The following is a 17,533-nucleotide window of genomic DNA, read 5'->3' as shown; positions in this document are numbered from 1 at the left end:
TTGAGCCGCTTTTTTTGTTTTATGGGTTTTAACACTACTCCGTTTATCTTTATAGCCCAATGCTAATTTACGTACATAACCAATAACTGGATGACTAGCGAGTTCACTGTTATAAGGAAATATAATAAGCCCCTAACGTGCGCAAGGGATAGATGAAACGAGTGCGCTGGCTTAAACACCAACGCTGCTGTAGGACGGCTTTAACCTATAGATGATGTGCTGTTAATTGCTAACACTTCGGCAATTGGCATTGGTTTAGCATAATAATAACCCTGCATTAAGCGACAACCTTGGCTGTGTAAAAATGCGCTTTGTTCTTGAGTTTCTACCCCTTCAGCGACAATTTCTAAGCCGAGTTTAAGCGCCATAGCGATAATCGCACTCGATAGTTCCATATCTAAAGAATCATGTGGAATATCTTTGATAAAGCTTCTATCAATCTTAACGCAATCGATTGGGAAATGTTTAAGGTATGCTAACGATGAATAACCAGTACCAAAATCATCCATAGCCAATTTAATGCCTTCAGCTTTGAGCTGGTTCATCACTTCAACCGCTTGTTTGGCATTCTCCATTAATAAAGATTCAGTTACTTCAAACTCAATTTGGTTAGGCAATACTTCAAATTCATGAATGATAGCCATCACATCATCAAAAAAGCTCTTCGCGAATAACTGACGTGCCGAAATATTCACAGCTATGCCGTCAATGCCATTTTCTGACAACTCTTGTTGGTAAGTTTTAATGTATTGGCAGACTTTACGTAAAACTAATAGGCCAAGCTCATGAATAAGGCCAGTTTCTTCGGCAACGGCAATAAATTTATCAGGCGGAATAAAACCTTCTTCGGCGTCTATCCATCGAACTAAAGCTTCAGCCCAAACAAAGCGCTTTTTCGAAGCATCGTATTGTGGTTGTAAATAAACCATAAGCTCATCTTCGATGATTGCACGTCTAAGTTTGTGCTCTAATTTCACCTTATTCTTGATTTCTGAATCAAGTGTATGACTGAAATATACAGCTTGATTACGGCCATAATCTTTAGCTTTATATAAAGCAATGTCGGAGTTTCGCACAAGATCGCCAACCGTGTCGCCATCTTTTGGATACACAGCCACCCCGATAGAAGCAGTGACGTCTAATAATGATTGATGCTCTAAAGGTGTGAGCACAGCTTTTAACAGGCGTTTAACCACAGCATCCAAATCCGCAATAGTATCTACGTCGCGAATAAGAACCATAAATTCGTCGCCGCCCATACGTGAGACAAGATCATCATCTTCAATTACTTCAGAAAGCTTATCCGCAACAGATTTTAGCAATTCATCTCCAAATTCATGGCCTTTGGTGTCATTGACACGTTTGAAGTGATCCAAATCTATCATTAATACGGCTAGCTGCTGCTGCAATTTATTCGCATTGGCAATTTCTAATTTTAAGTGTTCATTGAAAAATCGTCGATTGGCCAAGCCGGTCAGAGGGTCTTGAAACGCCATACGCTCTAATTCAAATCTTGCATCTTTAAGTTCGGTAATATCCAGCACCGAGCCTATATAACCTGACAACTGGCCATTATCTAACGTAATCGGCGATATCTTTTCTAAAAAGTTTTTGCGGTTGCCCTGAGGCGTCGCAAATCTATATTCGACCGAACTAGATTGATTCGAGGTTTTCGCATGTTCAAACACTTGAATGGCACGCAGTTTATCTGAATGAGTAATTTTTTGTTGGTACTCATCCATATTGATAGGCAACTTACAGCCTGTCATCTTCTGCCATGAGTTATTCACGTACAAAAAATTATCATTTTCGTCGCGCAAGAAGATGCCTATGGGCGCTTGGTCCGCTAAAGTACGGAAACGCTGTTCAGATTCGTGCAGCATTTTATGCTCGTCAACTAGGCTATCCAACATGGTATTAAATACATCAACCAGCTGACCTACTTCATCGTCTTTGGCTTTATAAGCTCTAATATCGGAAAAAACATTTTGTGTGATATGTTGAGCTGTTGTATGCAAATGCTGCAATGGTGCAAGCACTCTTTTGAGCAAATGGTTGGCAATTATGTATACGGCAAAAATAGCCAGTAGAATCGCAGAAACGATAACAAGTATGACGTGTTGTTGGGTGTTGTCGACATAATCTAAATTAGAATATATCCGTAGCGCCCCCATGATCTCGGTTCCATCCCACACAGGTTTGACGATTTGCATACTATTGTCTAAATACAGGGTTGTGGAATGGGCTAAATCATTAATTTGTGGCTGACAGGTTACTTTGCCCGCTTGGCGATAATAATGAGCAAAAAAAGCTCTATTTTGCGCATATAAACAAATAGCCTCAATACTTTCATGGAACTGAGCCGCAGATAAGTTGGTTGTTGCCGCGGAAACATCATTAAATACCAAGGCTGCAATTGTTCTATTTGCTAGAATTTCACCTATTACATTTAAGTCGCTGGTTAATTTCTCTTTGGCTAAATCTCGCTCCACAACCGAAATGGTAAAACCTATTATGGTTAGTGTCGCAACAAAAAGAATCAGCAGGCGCGAAATAATGGCAAATTTTAATGAACGCTTAACTAAGTTCATTTCTCTGACCTGATGACTTTACTTGCAAGTTCAAGCAAAGAGGAACTAAAAGTAACTTTTCGTTTCTCGGCGAGAATTAAATTGACGTTAAATCCGATTCTTTTGTCATTTTTAATTAATTCAACTACATAATCTGCATTTGGCTGTGTACAACCATCACAAATGCTTAAACCTTGGTATTGGTTAAGTATCGCGTTGTCAAAGGAAAAATCTTCCCCAGTAATTAAAACATCACATTTAGCCAATCTTTGACTTGATACGTTTGCATTTGCAATAACGGCGAAGTCGAGCGTATTGCCTTGCACCCTTAAACTGGTTGAGACTTGTTTAAGTTTGGATTCTGAATAGGGTTCACCGACTGAACACATGCGTATTTGCCCTGCGTCACTATCGATAGCTATTTTGGTGTAGCGTAGAATACCAACAATAACCGCAGCCCTTAAACTTGCTTCGTCAGGCTGGTTCATCAAAGCCTTGGCTGGCTTGACGTATAATCCGGCTACCAAGCAAAAAATGCAGGATAACAAAGCCGGAGCAAAAGTTAATTTGTTCGTTAAAGTCATTTAATGTCCATAGCCCTTATCACCTTCTCCATGAGCGGTGAATACTGCAATTTGTGAATTAGGCCACAATTGTATTTCTAGCATAAGCATGATGTATAAAATACCAAAACGCCAATCAATTGACTTGATAGATTGACTGAATCACGTCGCTAATCGCTAAAATCTAGTCTCACTTATAAAAACCCATAAAGTTTAACAACTTAATTTGAGTTTCGATAGTAAAAATTACTTTACATTGCACTAGCAATATTTTCTGCCAAGCTTAACAAACCTTGGGTCATTGCATCAAGCATTGCGGGATAGCCCTCCTCTGCTTGTTTAATTTCGATTAAGAATGGCTGCTTTATTTGCTGGTCTATGACAAAAATACCTTGCAGTGTGACTAAGCCTGCCGTGCTACCGTGCAATTTATCAAACTGTATCGTCACATTTGCCGATTTGTTTAATAATTTAAGCTGCTGAACAAAAGTTTGTTTAAGCATATATTCAAGCGGCTGCGCCCACCTATGATAATGGGCGAAATAAACTCGAGCGTCGTCTTGCATCACCACCAAATTCTCTTTTTGTAAAAATGGCGCTAAGACTATTGTTACCTTGCTTTCAGTAGCTAACGCTGCCGAATTGGCTTGGTTTTCCGCCTTGGTTGGTATAGGTAACACATAATAGTTTATGCTTGGTTCCGGCGACGAACTGCAGGAGATGCACAAGACAGCTGTTAATATTAGCCATATATATCGCTTATATCGCTTCATACTATTTTTTTGCTCCAGGAATAGGATCAGAACTTCTCGGCTGACTGAAAATTAACGAATCAGGTTTACTCTCTAGCGTATCAGCAACTTTTTTAACACTATCTAAAGTTTGGTTTAATTTAAGCATAGTATCTTCAACCTCGGCTATGGTTCCGTCAGATTTACCTAGGTTCTCAACCAAATTATTCAACTTGCCAATTAAATTAGCTAATTGCTGCGGCAAATTGTGTAAGGCTTCATTTTGCATAAACCCATCAACTGAGCTAGCGACTGATTGAAATTCAGCAGCCATCAACTCTGCCTGAGCAATTAACGCTTGAGCTTGCTGTAAGGTAGTCGAAACTTGGTTTACTGTTTCATTTAATGGCAAGTTCGCCAGTTTGTTAGCAAAAACACCAAAATCCGACAACATTGAATCTAGGTCATCATGCTCAGTCGGAATACTAGGGTAATCCCCCACATAACCTAGCTGACTGTTGTTTTCTTCACCTGCAGGATAAAAATCAAGCTGGATGTAACTTTGACCTGTTACTAAGCTACCCGTTTTTAATGCTGCTCTTAATCCATTGCGGATATGCGTATCTAGAGTAGTTAACATTTGTTTACCAGCTGCAGGTGTATCTTGTCCCAACAAACGTGCTGGGTCTAAGCGTACTAACACAGGTACTTGGGGTTGCGTAGCTATATTAAAGTTATTTTCTGGCAAATACTTAAAGCCAATATCAACTACAGTACCGATACGAACGCCCCTATACTCAACAAATTCGCCGATATTTAATCCTCGTATAGAGCGATTAAATAACAATATAAAATCTAGGCTGTGTTTGAACGGATGCTTTTCCATTTCAAGTTTATTCCGATAGAGCTGAAACTCAGTGCCATCGCTAATTGAGTCACCTTCAGGCATGCCAAACGGTAAATCAAACGCTATACCGCCGGTTAAAGTGCTTTCTATCGCGTCAGCAAAAACTTCTATGCCCTGTGCATTAACGGCAAAACTTACACCGCTGCTATTGTAAAAACGGCTGTTGCTTGTCACCATTTGATCATAAGGTGATTCGATAAAGATATTGGTTTTAATGCTGTTTGGACTCAGCACTTCAATTTGAGTGATTTGCCCCACTTCAAAACCTTTATGGATTATCGGGTCGCCGGCACTGAGTGAATCAATTCTTTGGCTCAGCAGGTATAAATTGACCCCTTGTTTATTAGTTCGAGTGAGTGGTGGGTTATCTAATCCAACAAACTCTGTTTTTCCTGGGTAATCTTTACCCGGTTCTAGCTCTATGTATGCACCAGACAATATAGTCGTTAACCCTGAAACCCCTTTTGCACCAACTCTAGGTTTGACTACCCAAAATTTGGAATCTTGTCTAAGTAAGTTTTCTGCTTGAGGTTTAATTCTGGCAGTTACATTAACTGTGGTTAAATCGCGGTTAATTTCTACTCGCGTTACCACGCCTACATCAACGTTTAGCGTTTTAATTTGAGTTTTGCCCGCTTCTATCCCTTCAGCACTGGCGAAACGAATTTGAATTTCAGTCCCTCTATTTAAATAATGCTGTGTGACAAACCATAAACTCACTACCAGAGCCAAAAACGGTATGAGCCATACTGAGGATAATTTTGTTCTTTTGGTAACTTGTGGGGTCTGCATAAACTTCCTAACGCTCTAAACTATCCCATATTAATCTTGGATCAAACGACTCTGCAGCCAACATAGTGGCAATTACAACACAGGCAAAAGCTAAACTACCAATTGTTGGCTGGATGGATAGTAAACCGCCTAGTTGCAGCAAAGCAACCAATATCGCGACAACAAATACGTCTATCATAGACCAGCGACCTATCCATAAAGTTAATCGATACAATGACGTACGTAGTTTCAGCGTTTCAGTCAAATTTAACTTTAGCGACAAACACAACCACAATAACAACAGAATTTTTAGTATAGGAATAATTATGCTGGCGATAAAAATGATAGACGCAATCACGTACGATTTTTGTTCCCACAGCTCAAATATTCCTCCAACAATTGTACTCGCAGTTTCTCGACCAAAGGCAAAAGTGGTCATAACGGGAAAAACATTGGCTGGTATATAAAATACAATCGCCGTGATTAACCAAGCAACTGTGACTTGTATGGACTTAGGTTTACGCAAATAGATTTTGCCACCACATCGACTACAAACACTCCAAGATATTGGATTGAGTTTGTGGCAGTGCAGACATAAAGTGAGCTCTACATCTTTTGCTGTTTTAATATCTGATGACATTTAATTTTATCCAAATAGCGCCAGAATCTTTGTCTATCCAAATTGGCCAATGCGGCAGATAAACACAAACTAAAGCCGATATACGCCCAAATACCAACACCCAGTTCAATAGTAACCATAGAGGTAAGTTTAGTGAGGCTTGCCAACATAGCAACTAGATAAACATCGACCATTGACCATTTTTGCAAAGAAAAAACCAAACGCGCAACAAAATTGGTTTTTGGTAGCAATATTCGATAAAAGATCATCGGCAGCAACAAATAAACTAGCAGTAACATCAAGATAAACGGCAATAGCAGTACAACACAAAGTACAATAAAACCGAGCAACCATTCGCCATGGACGAAAAATGCATATGCAGCTTCGAGTAATCGCATTTGGTTTTTAAAGCCGGCTTGCTCTGCTGAGATCATTGGAAAAAAGTTAGCCGCCATAAACAATATAATACTGGCGGTAATAAACGACAAAGTTAACTGTAAACTATGTTTAGGCCGTGACATCAAATGATTGCCACAGCGTTTGCAATGAGCCTGCTGAGCGTGATTAAGTATTGGATACTCCATCAATAAATCACAATGTTCGCATGCAATAAAATTTCGCATTAACTCGGCTCGAAGTTAGAGAAATCTTCTAATAAATGAGCGATATTACGCACAGCTTGCTCACCTATTTTGATTGCTTCTTCTGCTCGGTTGAATTCGAGAATACCTATATGAGCAACTTTAGGCTGTAACAAAATATCAGGTGGATCGGCCATCAGGCGACTGCGCGTGATATGGTTTTGCATTATATCTATTGCGCTGGTCGCAACAGCTATCATACCGGGAGATTGGTTGGTGCCAACAGGTATCTTTTTAACCCATTGTTCGAGAAACCCCTTACTTTCACCGAGTAAATCCTGAAACTTGTTTGGTTGCTGATCATAAGCTTGTTTATTGCTATTGCCGCTGGTATTTTTTACATCTAGCGAAGGGTTGTGCCCCTCTGCAAGCCTACCGCCGTTTAAATCAACTGCAATCACTCGATTAGCCCCCAAAGCGCGACAAACAGAAACCGGCACAGGATTAACAACAGCTCCATCTACCATCCAGTGACCTTCAATATATTGTGGCGCCAAAAATCCAGGTATTGCACAGGAGGCTCTAATGGCCTGCAACATAGACCCTTGGGTAAATACGTGCTCTCGTCCTGTGTAAAGCTCAGTAGCAACAGCGGCATACTGAATTGGACATTCTTCAATTTTTATTTTACCTATGGTTTGTTCTAATCGATTGTAAAGTCGACCGCCAGAGACAATCCCCCCACGTCCCATACCCCAATCTAGTAAGCGCACCACATTCCATGTATCTAACGACAAAGCCCACTCTTCTAACTCAACCAATTTATTGGTGGCATACGCAGCTCCAACCAGTGAGCCAATAGAACAACCTGCTATTACATCAGGTTTAATACCTAATTTGTTAAGTTCTCGTAAAATTCCAATCAAAGACCAGCCACGCGCAGCGCCGCTGCCCAAAGCTAAACCTAGTTTATGTGATGATTTTTTCTGCATTACTGATTTAATTTCATCCTAATTTTTGTTAATTCTACTCTGTGTCCTAAAAGAAATACATATTTGCCGTGCAGGACAAAAAACTTGATTTATACTCAAATAAACGAGAATATCTATTCATGTTGTTAAGCAAGTGTTGCACGACACTCTCTCATGGATGTTATTGCGATAATTAGGGCTGTACGCATAAATTAGTTTAAATAATTTTAGCTTTGGATAAATAGATGTTTTTTTACGCTGCAAGACAACCCATATTTGATCAAAATAAGCAGTTGTTCGCATATGAGCTACTATTTCGAGATAGCTTAGAGAATGTATTCCCAAATATTGATGGTGATCAGGCAACTTCTAAACTAATAGAAGCGAGCCAATTTAACCTAGGGTTAGATGATTTCACCGACCAACATCCAGCTTTCATAAACTTTTCGGACGAATTATTAATAAAAAAATTCCCAAGTTTGATCCCAAAAGAACAGCTGGTTGTAGAAATACTGGAAACTGCGAAACCAACGAAAAAACTGTTACAAGCGGTCACTGAACTTAAGCAAGAAGGTTACACAATTGCTTTAGATGATTATGTACACGATCCTGTATGGCTGCACTTCTTCCCATATATCGACATTATTAAAGTTGATTTTCGTGAATCGTCGCATGAAGAAATTCAGCAGATAGGCAAAATAGCCGGAAAATACGACATTAAGTTATTGGCTGAAAAAGTAGAAACCTACGAAGAATTTAACAGCGCGTTAGAATGGGGTTTCACCTACTTCCAAGGCTACTTTTTCAGTGAGCCTGAGGTAATGCAAAGCCGAGCGTTGGCACCTTCTCAAATGAGCTTAGCTGAGTTGTTGTATGAATCGTCTAAAGCTGAGATGGATTTATCTGCCATCATCAATATCTTTCAGCGTGATGTAACACTTTCGTTTAAGTTATTGCGTTATGCAAACTCAGCGATATTTAAACGCCGCGGCGACATAGAAACAATAAAACAAGCTTTGGTTGTATTAGGTCAAGCTGAGCTGAAAAAGTTCTTAGCTGTATTATTTGCGGCACAAATAAACTCAGACAAACCGGTCGAATTGATTAGATTGTCAATGAGTCGAGCGCATTTTTGTGAATCTATTGCTAAAGACCATGGTCAACTCAGAGACTCATCTATGGCATTTTTAACCGGCATGTTGTCTGTTATCGATGCAATTTTAGATGAACCAATTGAAAGCATAATGACTAAACTGCCGTTGGCTCAAGAGATTAAATCAGCACTAATTCAACGTGAAGGTTTATTAGCAAACTATCTAGATTTAGTTGAGCACTACGAAAAAGCTGAATGGGTTAAAGCAGGACTACTGATAGAACGCTTAACCTTAAATACTGAACAAGTACCTGACTACTACCACACGGCCATTCAATGGTCGAATGACAGAGCAAGTGAGTTAGCGGCTAATTAGTCGCTAACATCCTGCTAGCTTTCGATGCTTTAACCTTTTCACCTACTTCTCACCAATTGATACCCTTCTTACACTGCTAAATCAAACCAGCTAGCTTGAGCAGTGCATATTTCGCAAGCACAAAATCAAAAAACAAATCGGTAAAAACAAAAAACCCGACCAAAGTCGGGTTTTTGAAATTACTAGTTACCTAGATATTAGGTATTGCTACCACCAGTGTTACCACCGCCAGTACCACCAGTACCACCAGTACCACCAGTACCACCAGGGTTAGTACCCGAATCTATAAGATCATCACGAGCGTCTTGTGCATCTTTCACTACAGAGTCTTTGTTTACTACCGATGGATTTTTAGTAACAGGTTTAGTAATGCTAGTTTTGGTTGCACTACTTGTTACTTGCTTATCAACTACAGTCGCTACCTTTTGGAAAATAACCACATCAGCATCACTAACAGCTGCTGGCTGTTGGATAGATTTTTTAACTGTGCTAATAACTTCTTTAAGCTTTTGCCCCAAGTTTTCACCTGAAGCAGCAACACCACCTAATGCAGCGTTAACAGAAGCTAATTTCTTACCCGCGTCTGATAAAGCATTAAATTTTGCGTTACCTTGTTTAGCAGAACCTAACTTCAGTTTAGTGAAGTCTACATCTGCACCGATATCAGACTCTTCTAAGCCTAAAATAGTTGCAACAGCTTTAGAAGCACCTTTAGCTTTAGTTGACAATTGTTCAGCGGTTAAAGAGTCAGTTAAAGTTTCATCGGCTTCGATTAAATCAACTGTTAAAGTCGATAGTGCACTCGCATCTACATCAGGTAATGCAACACTTGTTTCTTCGCCAGCAGGCACTGGTGCTACAGCAATAGTTTTAAGCTCAGTACCATCTAAATCGAACGAACAATCTTCATTGCCAGCGTCATCATAAACGTCACAATCCATAGAAGAAGTAGAGTTTGCGATAATACGTACAACAATCACTTTACCAAATGCACTAGTGTTAGTGATATTTAAGGTATACTCACCGTTGGCGTCAGTAACTGTTTCACCAACAAAACCTGTTGCTCCGCGGATGTCGTTTACGTCTGCAGTTGAACATGCCGTCTTAGCGATACAGGCAAATACATCAGCGCCAATCAAAGCACCTTTAGTTGCCTCACCTGTTACAGAGATTGATTGAGTAACTGGGTCTATCGGATCGACAAAAACAGGATCGCCATCACCTATAAAGTTACAACCAGTTAACGCGAAAGAACCAGCCAAAGCTAGTGAAATTGCAGTGTGCTTAAATGTTAGTTTCATTTTTCAGCTTCCTTGTATTGAGATCTGAAAGAAAATTGGAATTCAGGTTGATTAAAAAACAGTTGGGGTAAATTTGCAAGTGTCTTTTTTGTGACGGCTTTGCCACTTCACAACTTTATGCCCATTCTACTGCTAATCCCCTAAGTTGCAATAGCTTACATTACTCAATCACAAAATTTTGTTTCAATTTGTTAAGTGTACCTTTACCAATACCTTTAACCGACTTTAATTGTTCAAAACTATCTAATTTTCCGTTTTCTTTTATATAGGCAATTACAGCTTTAGCACGTGCTTTACCTATACCTGGCACCTTAACTAATTGCTCGTAACTAATAGTATTGAGGTTAAGTTTGGTGGTGGCTTCATCTGTCTTAGCAGCTTGCACAACAGATGTAGCAGAGTGCTCAACGTTAGCAGATAAATGGGGGGCAAAAGATACGCAAGTTGCAAGCGCAACGACTAATGAAGATTTTCTCATTGGACTATTTCCTTAATTTCCTTGTTCCATATAGACGCGTAAAAAACGCATTTCATAGTCTAGTTCAGCTGTTATTACTTAACCATCGTCAATTAACAATTCCTTATAAAATTTTGGAATACTTAGCTCATAATTGTACATAAAGGAGAGATTTAGCAAAGGTTTATAAGCAGTTACCCCATAAAAATTATTGCAAGTATCCGCCGGGTAAATGCCAATATGCTCAAAATGTTCGGTAACCGGCTTAATTTCCCAGCCCTTTTCACCTAGAGTAAGAAAAGATTTCATATCCGAGATATGTTCAATCCATTTCATATGCGGTGCTAGTGCCTGGTAAGCGTCTGCTACTGAGTTAAACCGAGTGCCATCTTTTATCGCGACAATATTGTGCCCCATAGCCCAAATATTTTGTCTGCTATTTACTCTAGTGCATCTGATGTTAGCGGTTTCTGCACGCAGTGCATATTCATCTTCAAAGCCAAGCCAATGAGCAATTTCATGCTGCAGCAACTTTAAGCTAGCTGTTGGCGGCACATGAATTTGCTGTTTAAATCTATAAGCTTTATTAACTTGACGCATAACCAACCAATATGGCTGCGAGCTGTTTGTCAGATTGTGCTCTATCTGCTGTATATCGGCGCTCCAAACGAGGCGGCGAATGCAAAAACCTTCGGATAACTCCGCTTGCAAAAATTGCTTAGTTACCTGCGATAGCTGGATTAAATCCCAAGGGGTGTTGGCCAACAGTGTCAGTGGTTTATCGCACTTATTGGCTGGATTATTCACTGATGGCGAATCAAGTTCACGCAAGTTTTCCACATAATATTGCTGATATAAATTCCGCCAGTGGCTAATCCTTGGGGTTGAGTACTTCATAAGCAAAGTTTGCCATTGCTCAACTTTGTGCGTTATCGCATGTTTAACTAACTCATCGATTAACGCTTCTAATTGTTGTGATTTAGCTTGCGACTCTAGCTCTAATTCGTTTTCGAGAAAAGTCAAAGCTGTTAAATACATTTTTTGGGTTAACTGTTTGTCTGCGCCTTGCGTATCTGCCAATATACTGGCGTATTGCCAAGTATGTAGATAATCAATTGACAGTAACTCTGTATGCCACTGATTCGCATCAGCCAGATTTGAGCGAGCCAGAAAACGCATCGCATTAACATGGCCATGTTGGGCTAAATCAACAAGTAACCTTGTAGGATAAAGTTTGAAGCTAGAGCTAATATCTCGTTGGCTGGAAAATTGAATCAGTTGATTACGCAGCCGCTCGCGATTGTCGCTAGATAATAGCTGATACAATTCATCAAATTTTCGCCTCTGGTCCAGCGTTTTATCCGCTTGATTGGCTGACACTAACTTGGTTAGCGCTATATATGCTTTGATGCTGTTGGTTTGTTGATTGTTATGGCTGGTCAGCCCAATAGCTAGACTACAGCCAATAACTAGCAAGGCAACAAAACTAAATCCCAGCGGTCGAGCAAAACGCATATAAAAGCAAGCTAGCTTTAATGTACAGGTGCAACTTTTGGCAGCTCAGGGCCAAGTAGTTTGGTCAACTCTGTTTGTGCATATCTAAATTCAACAAATTGATAGACATGAGTGGAAATTGCAGCTTTGTAATAAAACTCGGCTTGCGCTAGTTGATCATGTAGTTGGTAATATTTAGCTATGTAAAAATACGCTTCACACAATTTTTCATTAAGCATTTGTTCAGACTGATTATTAACCGCTGCTAATTGCAAAAGTTGTTGTGGTGTTAGCTCGCCCGTATATAACTTGGTTAGCAATACTCCCCAGTCATCTTTATCTAAGCCTTGTAAACGCTGGCGTAGATTGGCTAATGCATCCATTTTATTTGGTAAATTTTGAGGCTGGGTTTGAGCTTGTTCAACAGCTAGTTCGGCAAAATACCACCACATCAAACGGTATGGATCTTGTGGATCTAGTTGGTAAAATGATTCAAAATCTTTTAATGCCAGTTGTGGCCTTTCACCATAATATAAAGCGATTGCGCGATTAAAATAGGCGTAATTATGATCGGCTTTGAGCTCTAAAACCGAATCAAATGCTTCGTACGCACGGCCAAATTCATTTTGCCTAACGTAATAAATACCCAAAATATTATAAGCTTCAACTTGAGTTGGATTATTTTCAATGGCTTGCAACATATCAAAATAAGAAAGGTGCATTAAACCAATTTCGTCATACAGAAGCCCACGACGAAAATACAATTCAGATTTTTGTTTTTCAGACAAATCTTGTTGCTGCAAAAAATCAGACAAACGGCGTATCGCAACTTGGTGTTGTACTGAATCTGCATACGAGTTAGCAATTTGAGTTAACTGAGGTTGTTTATTGGTTGAACTACAACCAACAAACAACAAACAGAGTGAACAAGCAGCTACGACTTTTGCGATAATATGCATTCAAGATTCTTCTTAATTTCAAATTGTTAGTGCTAAGTATAAACCGAGTCTGCCAGATTTGAATTGAGAAGCAAATAAATTTACACCGGGATCTCTATACCCATTTCACGCATTTTGGCTAATTTGTATCTTAGTGTCCTCGGGCTGATACCTAACTTGTCTGCAACTTTATTGCGTTTACCATGACAAGCTATCAAGGTATCTAAAATAATTTGGTGTTCCTGCTCGCGTAACTCTTTACCTAAACCTGCAGGCTTTTGAATATTTGTCATTGCAGGTAAAACAGCTGTATCTGTTTCAATTAATACATCTGCTTCATCTATTATTTGGTGCTGACACAATATCAATGCACGCTGCACAACATTGTCTAATTCACGTACATTGCCCGGCCAATCATGTTGTTGGAGTTTGTTGCGAGCGGCAACACTGAGTTTAGGTACTGGCTGAGCATTTTTTTGGCAGTGGCGCTCAATTAAATGTTCCGCCAGTGGCAATATATCCATTTTTCGTTCACTCAGTGGCAACCAAGTTAACGGGAATACATTCAACCTATAATACAAATCTTCTCTAAATAAACCTTCAGCGACGGCCAACTTTAAATCTCGATTGCTGGTAGCGATAACACGCACATCTAGCTTAATAGTTTTGCGCGCGCCTAAACGCTCTACTTCACGCTCTTGAATTACCCGCAACAATTTAGCTTGCAAAGCCAAATCCATTTCAGAAATTTCATCCAATAAAATAGTGCCCGCTTGTGCTTGTTCAAATTTACCAGGACAAGCTTGCAGTGCACCGGTAAATGCGCCTTTTTCATACCCAAATAAAGTGGCTTCTAACATGTTTTCCGGAATGGCTGCACAGTTAATGGCAACAAATGGCATATCTTGGCGTTTGGATTCTTGATGTATGTAACGAGCAAGCACCTCTTTACCCGAGCCACTAGGACCCAAAACCATAACGGATGCTTCCGATTGCGCGACTCTTTGTGCCAAGTTCAACAGCTGAATACTTTGACTGTCTCGCACTATCGGCTGACAGACTTCGACTTTTTCCGGCAATATATAGCGACCGACTAAGTTAATTAACACCTCAGGCGAGAAGGGTTTAGTTAAATAATCCACAGCACCAACTTTCATTGCGTCAACCGCACCTTTTATATTGGCAAAGGCTGTCATTAACAATACTGGCAGCTCTGGATATTTTGCTTTTATTGATTTAAGTAAAGATAAACCATCGTTCCCCGGCATCTGTACATCAGAAACCACCATACTGTAACTTTGTTTGTTTAACTTAACTAAAGCTTGCTCAGCACTATCGGCTTGATCGCAGTCAAAACCAGAGATAACAAGCGTATCCAAAATGGCTTCACGCAAATCAGCATCGTCTTCTACTATTAGAATTTTACGATTCATAACTCCTCTCCTCTCAATTTTGACCAGCGGCCACAGCAAGTTGCTGCGCGCATGGGAAACTCAACACAAAACGACAACCTGATACTTGGTTGGTAACGGCGATTTTCCCTTGATGTTGTTCAACTACAGCTTTAACAACAGCTAAACCTAAACCTGTACCTTTTGTTCGTGTGGTAAAAAACGGCTCAAAAATATGTGGGAAGTTTTTTTCGTCTATGCCCGGGCCATTATCCGTAACCACTATTTCAACTTGCTCTGGATATTTAGTAGACATTTTGGCACTGATAGAAATTTCAGCACCCCGGCCAATAATTTGCACACTGTTGTGAATTAAGTTTTGAATTGCACTAGCCAAGGCATTTTTATTACCGAAGATATTGATATCAGGCTCGGGTAATTCAACTTTCAGCACTGCGTGGTTTTGGCTAAGCATAGCTTCAGCACCAGATTGTACTTCAGTTAATAATTGCTCAAGTGACAACAACTCGGCAACTTGCTGCTGACCACTTTTAGCAAACAACAACATGTCGTTTATTTGTGATTCTAAATCCTTCAAACGCCCCATCAACTTATGTTGAAACGTTTGTTTCGCTGTATGAATAAGAGACGGATTTGCCAAGTTTGCTGCGTATAACATAGCCGCCGACAACGGCGTGCGAATTTGATGAGCAAGTGTCGCGACCATGCGCCCCAAAGTACTAAGATGATGTAATTGACTTACTCTAGCCTGTAGCAAGCGTGTTTGGGTCATATCAGTAAGCAGAATCAACTGACCAGATTCAGAGGTTAGCGCATTGGTTTCTAATCGTACGCGCCTACCATCAACCAGAGACACTTCATGGCCATCATCAGCTTGAGGATTAAATGAGCGAGCTATTATCGTTAACCATTTTTGCCCAGTTAATGGCTCACCCAGTAAATCAATCGCGATTTGATTAGTTCGCTCAACTATCCCTTGGCTATTAAGAATCACCACACCCGCTGGAATAACATCAATTAAGTGCACTAGCTGATCGGCTTGGCTGCGCAAACTAGCTAATTCACCAGCGTAAGCTTCTTTGGCTAGCGGTTGATTTTTAATAGAACTAGACGGCATGCTTGGCTCCGTGTCAAAAACTTGGTCATTAAAATACTAAGTTCTGTACAGCAAAGATGATGCCAATTAATTTTATGTTATTTTTCAGAAGGATAAGGAAAAACTTTGGGCGTCAGTGATATGACACCCGGTAGAATAAACACTTGGATTATTGGTTTAAACCGTATTTGCGCATTTTTTCGACTAGAGTTGTGCGGCGCATCCCTAACATCTCAGCAGCACGAGCGACTACACCATCGTGGAACTCAAGTGCTTGATTAATTAGGCTAACTTCTAAATCAGCTAAATATTCTTTGAGGTTGATACCTTCTTCGGGCAAAACATCCATAACAGAAACAGCAGGCTCTTCTTCAAAGTCGTCTTCATCTTCGAATGAGAATAGATCATTCAAAGCTTCGCGCTCTAGAATGGCTTCAGGATATTCAGGTTCGAATTGTGCAACTTCAATGTGCTGATACTTAACCGGTAAATCACCAACATCAACCACTTGGTTGGGATATAAAATGGTTAGGCGCTCGAGTAAGTTTGCTAACTCACGTACGTTACCTGCCCATTTGTGCTCCATTAAACTTTGCATGGCGTTATCGGTTAATTTGACGCTGTCTTCTTCACGCTCTGCTAACCTGTCAATTAGCGCTTGGGCAAGTTGTGGAACATCTTCACGGCGCTCGCGCAGTGATGGGGTATCAATTGGGAAAACATTGAGGCGGTAGAATAAATCTTCACGAAATTTACCTTGTTCTACCAAATCTTCCAAATTCCTGTGCGTTGCGGCGATAACTCTAACATCTGCTTTAACTTGTGTGGCTGAACCAACACGTTCGAACAATCTTTCTTGCAACACACGCAATAATTTAACTTGCATTGGCAATGGCATATCACCAATTTCATCTAAAAATAATGTGCCACCTTGTGCAAGTTCAAAGCGGCCTTTACGGCTGCTAATTGCACCGGTAAATGCGCCTTTTTCATGACCAAATAATTCACTTTCTAATAACTCGGCCGGAATAGCGCCACAGTTAACAGGGACAAAAGGCCCTTTTGCCCGTTTAGACAATTTATGAATAGATTGAGCAACCACCTCTTTACCTGTGCCTGATTCACCTAATACCAATACGTTGGCATCGGTTGGCGCAACTTGCTCTATCAATTTACGCACGGTTTGCATCTCGGCACTTTTACCGACTAAGGTGTGCAACAAATCTTTGCTAGTTTGCACTGCTTTACCTGGCTTATTACGTAAATAAGCTTCGCAATGATGCAGTGCTTGGGTGAGCTGTGAATAGTTAATACCGCCGTTTATCGCGGCAACCACGTTAGCAAATGCAGTTAACTCGGAATATCTATCTTGAACAATAAATGGTAGCTCTGGTGCGCCATTAATGAGTTTTTCACTGATATTGATATCACCAACAGCGCCACCTAACAATACAGCTTTCCACTGTTGGTGATCGCGTAGGTTTTGTTGTGCTTGTTCTGGGCTAACACAGTCGAAATCTTCGTCAATAAATTGCAAGATTGTTTTTAACTGTTCTAGTTCTGCTGATGCGCTATCAATTAATAAAATTCTTTTGGTGGATGCCATGCACGTCAATTTATTGTTATATATTTGCTTTGATAATTGGATTATTG

The 17,533-nt window shown here is 40.1% G+C and carries 15 protein-coding genes; 1 reads left to right on the top strand and 14 read right to left on the bottom strand.

All coding sequences use genetic code 11. The features are described from left to right. Window positions 1–200 precede the first annotated feature (200 nt). The 7 genes from ACMZOO_RS14345 to rssA all read right to left on the bottom strand — a co-directional run bounded on the left by ACMZOO_RS14345 (window position 201) and on the right by rssA (window position 7,734). Complete coding sequence (locus ACMZOO_RS14345; RefSeq protein WP_440903992.1) at window positions 201–2,591, bottom strand: EAL domain-containing protein; 2,391 nt, start codon at window positions 2,589–2,591, stop codon at window positions 201–203. After that, window positions 2,588–3,058 (bottom strand): YfiR family protein, encoded by a 471-nt coding sequence (locus tag ACMZOO_RS14340; protein WP_440903990.1) that lies wholly within the window; start codon window positions 3,056–3,058, stop codon window positions 2,588–2,590. Before ACMZOO_RS14340 ends, ACMZOO_RS14345 begins: the two co-directional genes overlap by 4 nt. A 326-nt stretch (window positions 3,059–3,384) precedes the next feature. Beyond that, window positions 3,385–3,813: a PqiC family protein gene (locus ACMZOO_RS14335; protein ID WP_440903989.1), complete on the bottom strand. Its 429-nt coding sequence runs from the start codon at window positions 3,811–3,813 to the stop codon at window positions 3,385–3,387. A 94-nt stretch (window positions 3,814–3,907) separates the two neighbouring features. Beyond that, window positions 3,908–5,563: an intermembrane transport protein PqiB gene (pqiB, locus tag ACMZOO_RS14330; RefSeq protein WP_440903988.1), complete on the bottom strand. Its 1,656-nt coding sequence runs from the start codon at window positions 5,561–5,563 to the stop codon at window positions 3,908–3,910. 7 nt (window positions 5,564–5,570) lie between these two features. Beyond that, window positions 5,571–6,182 carry a paraquat-inducible protein A gene (locus ACMZOO_RS14325; protein ID WP_440903987.1) on the bottom strand — a complete coding sequence of 204 codons (612 nt, stop codon included), beginning with the start codon at window positions 6,180–6,182 and terminating at the stop codon, window positions 5,571–5,573. After that, the gene (locus ACMZOO_RS14320; protein ID WP_440903986.1) at window positions 6,149–6,784 is read right to left on the bottom strand and encodes a paraquat-inducible protein A; all 636 of its coding nucleotides are present in this window, start codon (window positions 6,782–6,784) and stop codon (window positions 6,149–6,151) included. The genes ACMZOO_RS14325 and ACMZOO_RS14320 overlap by 34 nt, the downstream gene beginning before the upstream one ends. Further along, window positions 6,784–7,734: a patatin-like phospholipase RssA gene (rssA, locus tag ACMZOO_RS14315; protein WP_440903985.1), complete on the bottom strand. Its 951-nt coding sequence runs from the start codon at window positions 7,732–7,734 to the stop codon at window positions 6,784–6,786. The genes ACMZOO_RS14320 and rssA overlap by 1 nt, the downstream gene beginning before the upstream one ends. Window positions 7,735–7,958: 224 nt before the next feature. Between rssA and ACMZOO_RS14310 the strand changes: the two genes are divergently transcribed. Further along, window positions 7,959–9,182 (top strand): EAL and HDOD domain-containing protein, encoded by a 1,224-nt coding sequence (locus ACMZOO_RS14310; protein ID WP_440903984.1) that lies wholly within the window; start codon window positions 7,959–7,961, stop codon window positions 9,180–9,182. A 197-nt stretch (window positions 9,183–9,379) separates the two neighbouring features. Here ACMZOO_RS14310 and ACMZOO_RS14305 read toward each other — a convergent pair whose 3' ends face one another. The 7 genes from ACMZOO_RS14305 to ACMZOO_RS14275 form a co-directional block, all read right to left on the bottom strand. Continuing rightward, window positions 9,380–10,483, bottom strand: coding sequence for a hypothetical protein (locus ACMZOO_RS14305; protein ID WP_440903983.1), 1,104 nt, complete (start codon window positions 10,481–10,483; stop codon window positions 9,380–9,382). Between the two features lie 160 nt (window positions 10,484–10,643). Further along, the gene (locus tag ACMZOO_RS14300) at window positions 10,644–10,961 is read right to left on the bottom strand and encodes a ComEA family DNA-binding protein (protein WP_440903982.1); all 318 of its coding nucleotides are present in this window, start codon (window positions 10,959–10,961) and stop codon (window positions 10,644–10,646) included. Window positions 10,962–11,039: 78 nt separating this feature from the next. Then, a complete protein-coding gene (locus ACMZOO_RS14295; RefSeq protein ID WP_440903981.1) occupies window positions 11,040–12,455 on the bottom strand; it encodes a hypothetical protein in 1,416 nt (471 codons plus the stop codon). 17 nt (window positions 12,456–12,472) lie between these two features. Next, on the bottom strand, window positions 12,473–13,393 hold the full coding sequence (gene nlpI / locus ACMZOO_RS14290; protein ID WP_440903980.1) for a lipoprotein NlpI: 921 nt from the start codon (window positions 13,391–13,393) through the stop codon (window positions 12,473–12,475). Between the two features lie 80 nt (window positions 13,394–13,473). Then, on the bottom strand, window positions 13,474–14,805 hold the full coding sequence (locus tag ACMZOO_RS14285) for a sigma-54-dependent transcriptional regulator (protein ID WP_440903979.1): 1,332 nt from the start codon (window positions 14,803–14,805) through the stop codon (window positions 13,474–13,476). A 13-nt stretch (window positions 14,806–14,818) separates the two neighbouring features. Further along, entirely contained in the window at window positions 14,819–15,901 is a 1,083-nt protein-coding gene (locus ACMZOO_RS14280; protein ID WP_440903978.1) for a sensor histidine kinase, read from the bottom strand. 148 nt (window positions 15,902–16,049) lie between these two features. Beyond that, window positions 16,050–17,486, bottom strand: coding sequence for a sigma-54 dependent transcriptional regulator (locus ACMZOO_RS14275; protein ID WP_440903977.1), 1,437 nt, complete (start codon window positions 17,484–17,486; stop codon window positions 16,050–16,052). Window positions 17,487–17,533 lie beyond the last annotated feature (47 nt).

The organism is Catenovulum sp. SX2, assembly GCF_052056295.1.
Taxonomy (GTDB): Bacteria; Pseudomonadota; Gammaproteobacteria; order Enterobacterales; family Alteromonadaceae; genus Catenovulum.
This window is presented reverse-complemented; position numbering and strand designations above follow the sequence as displayed.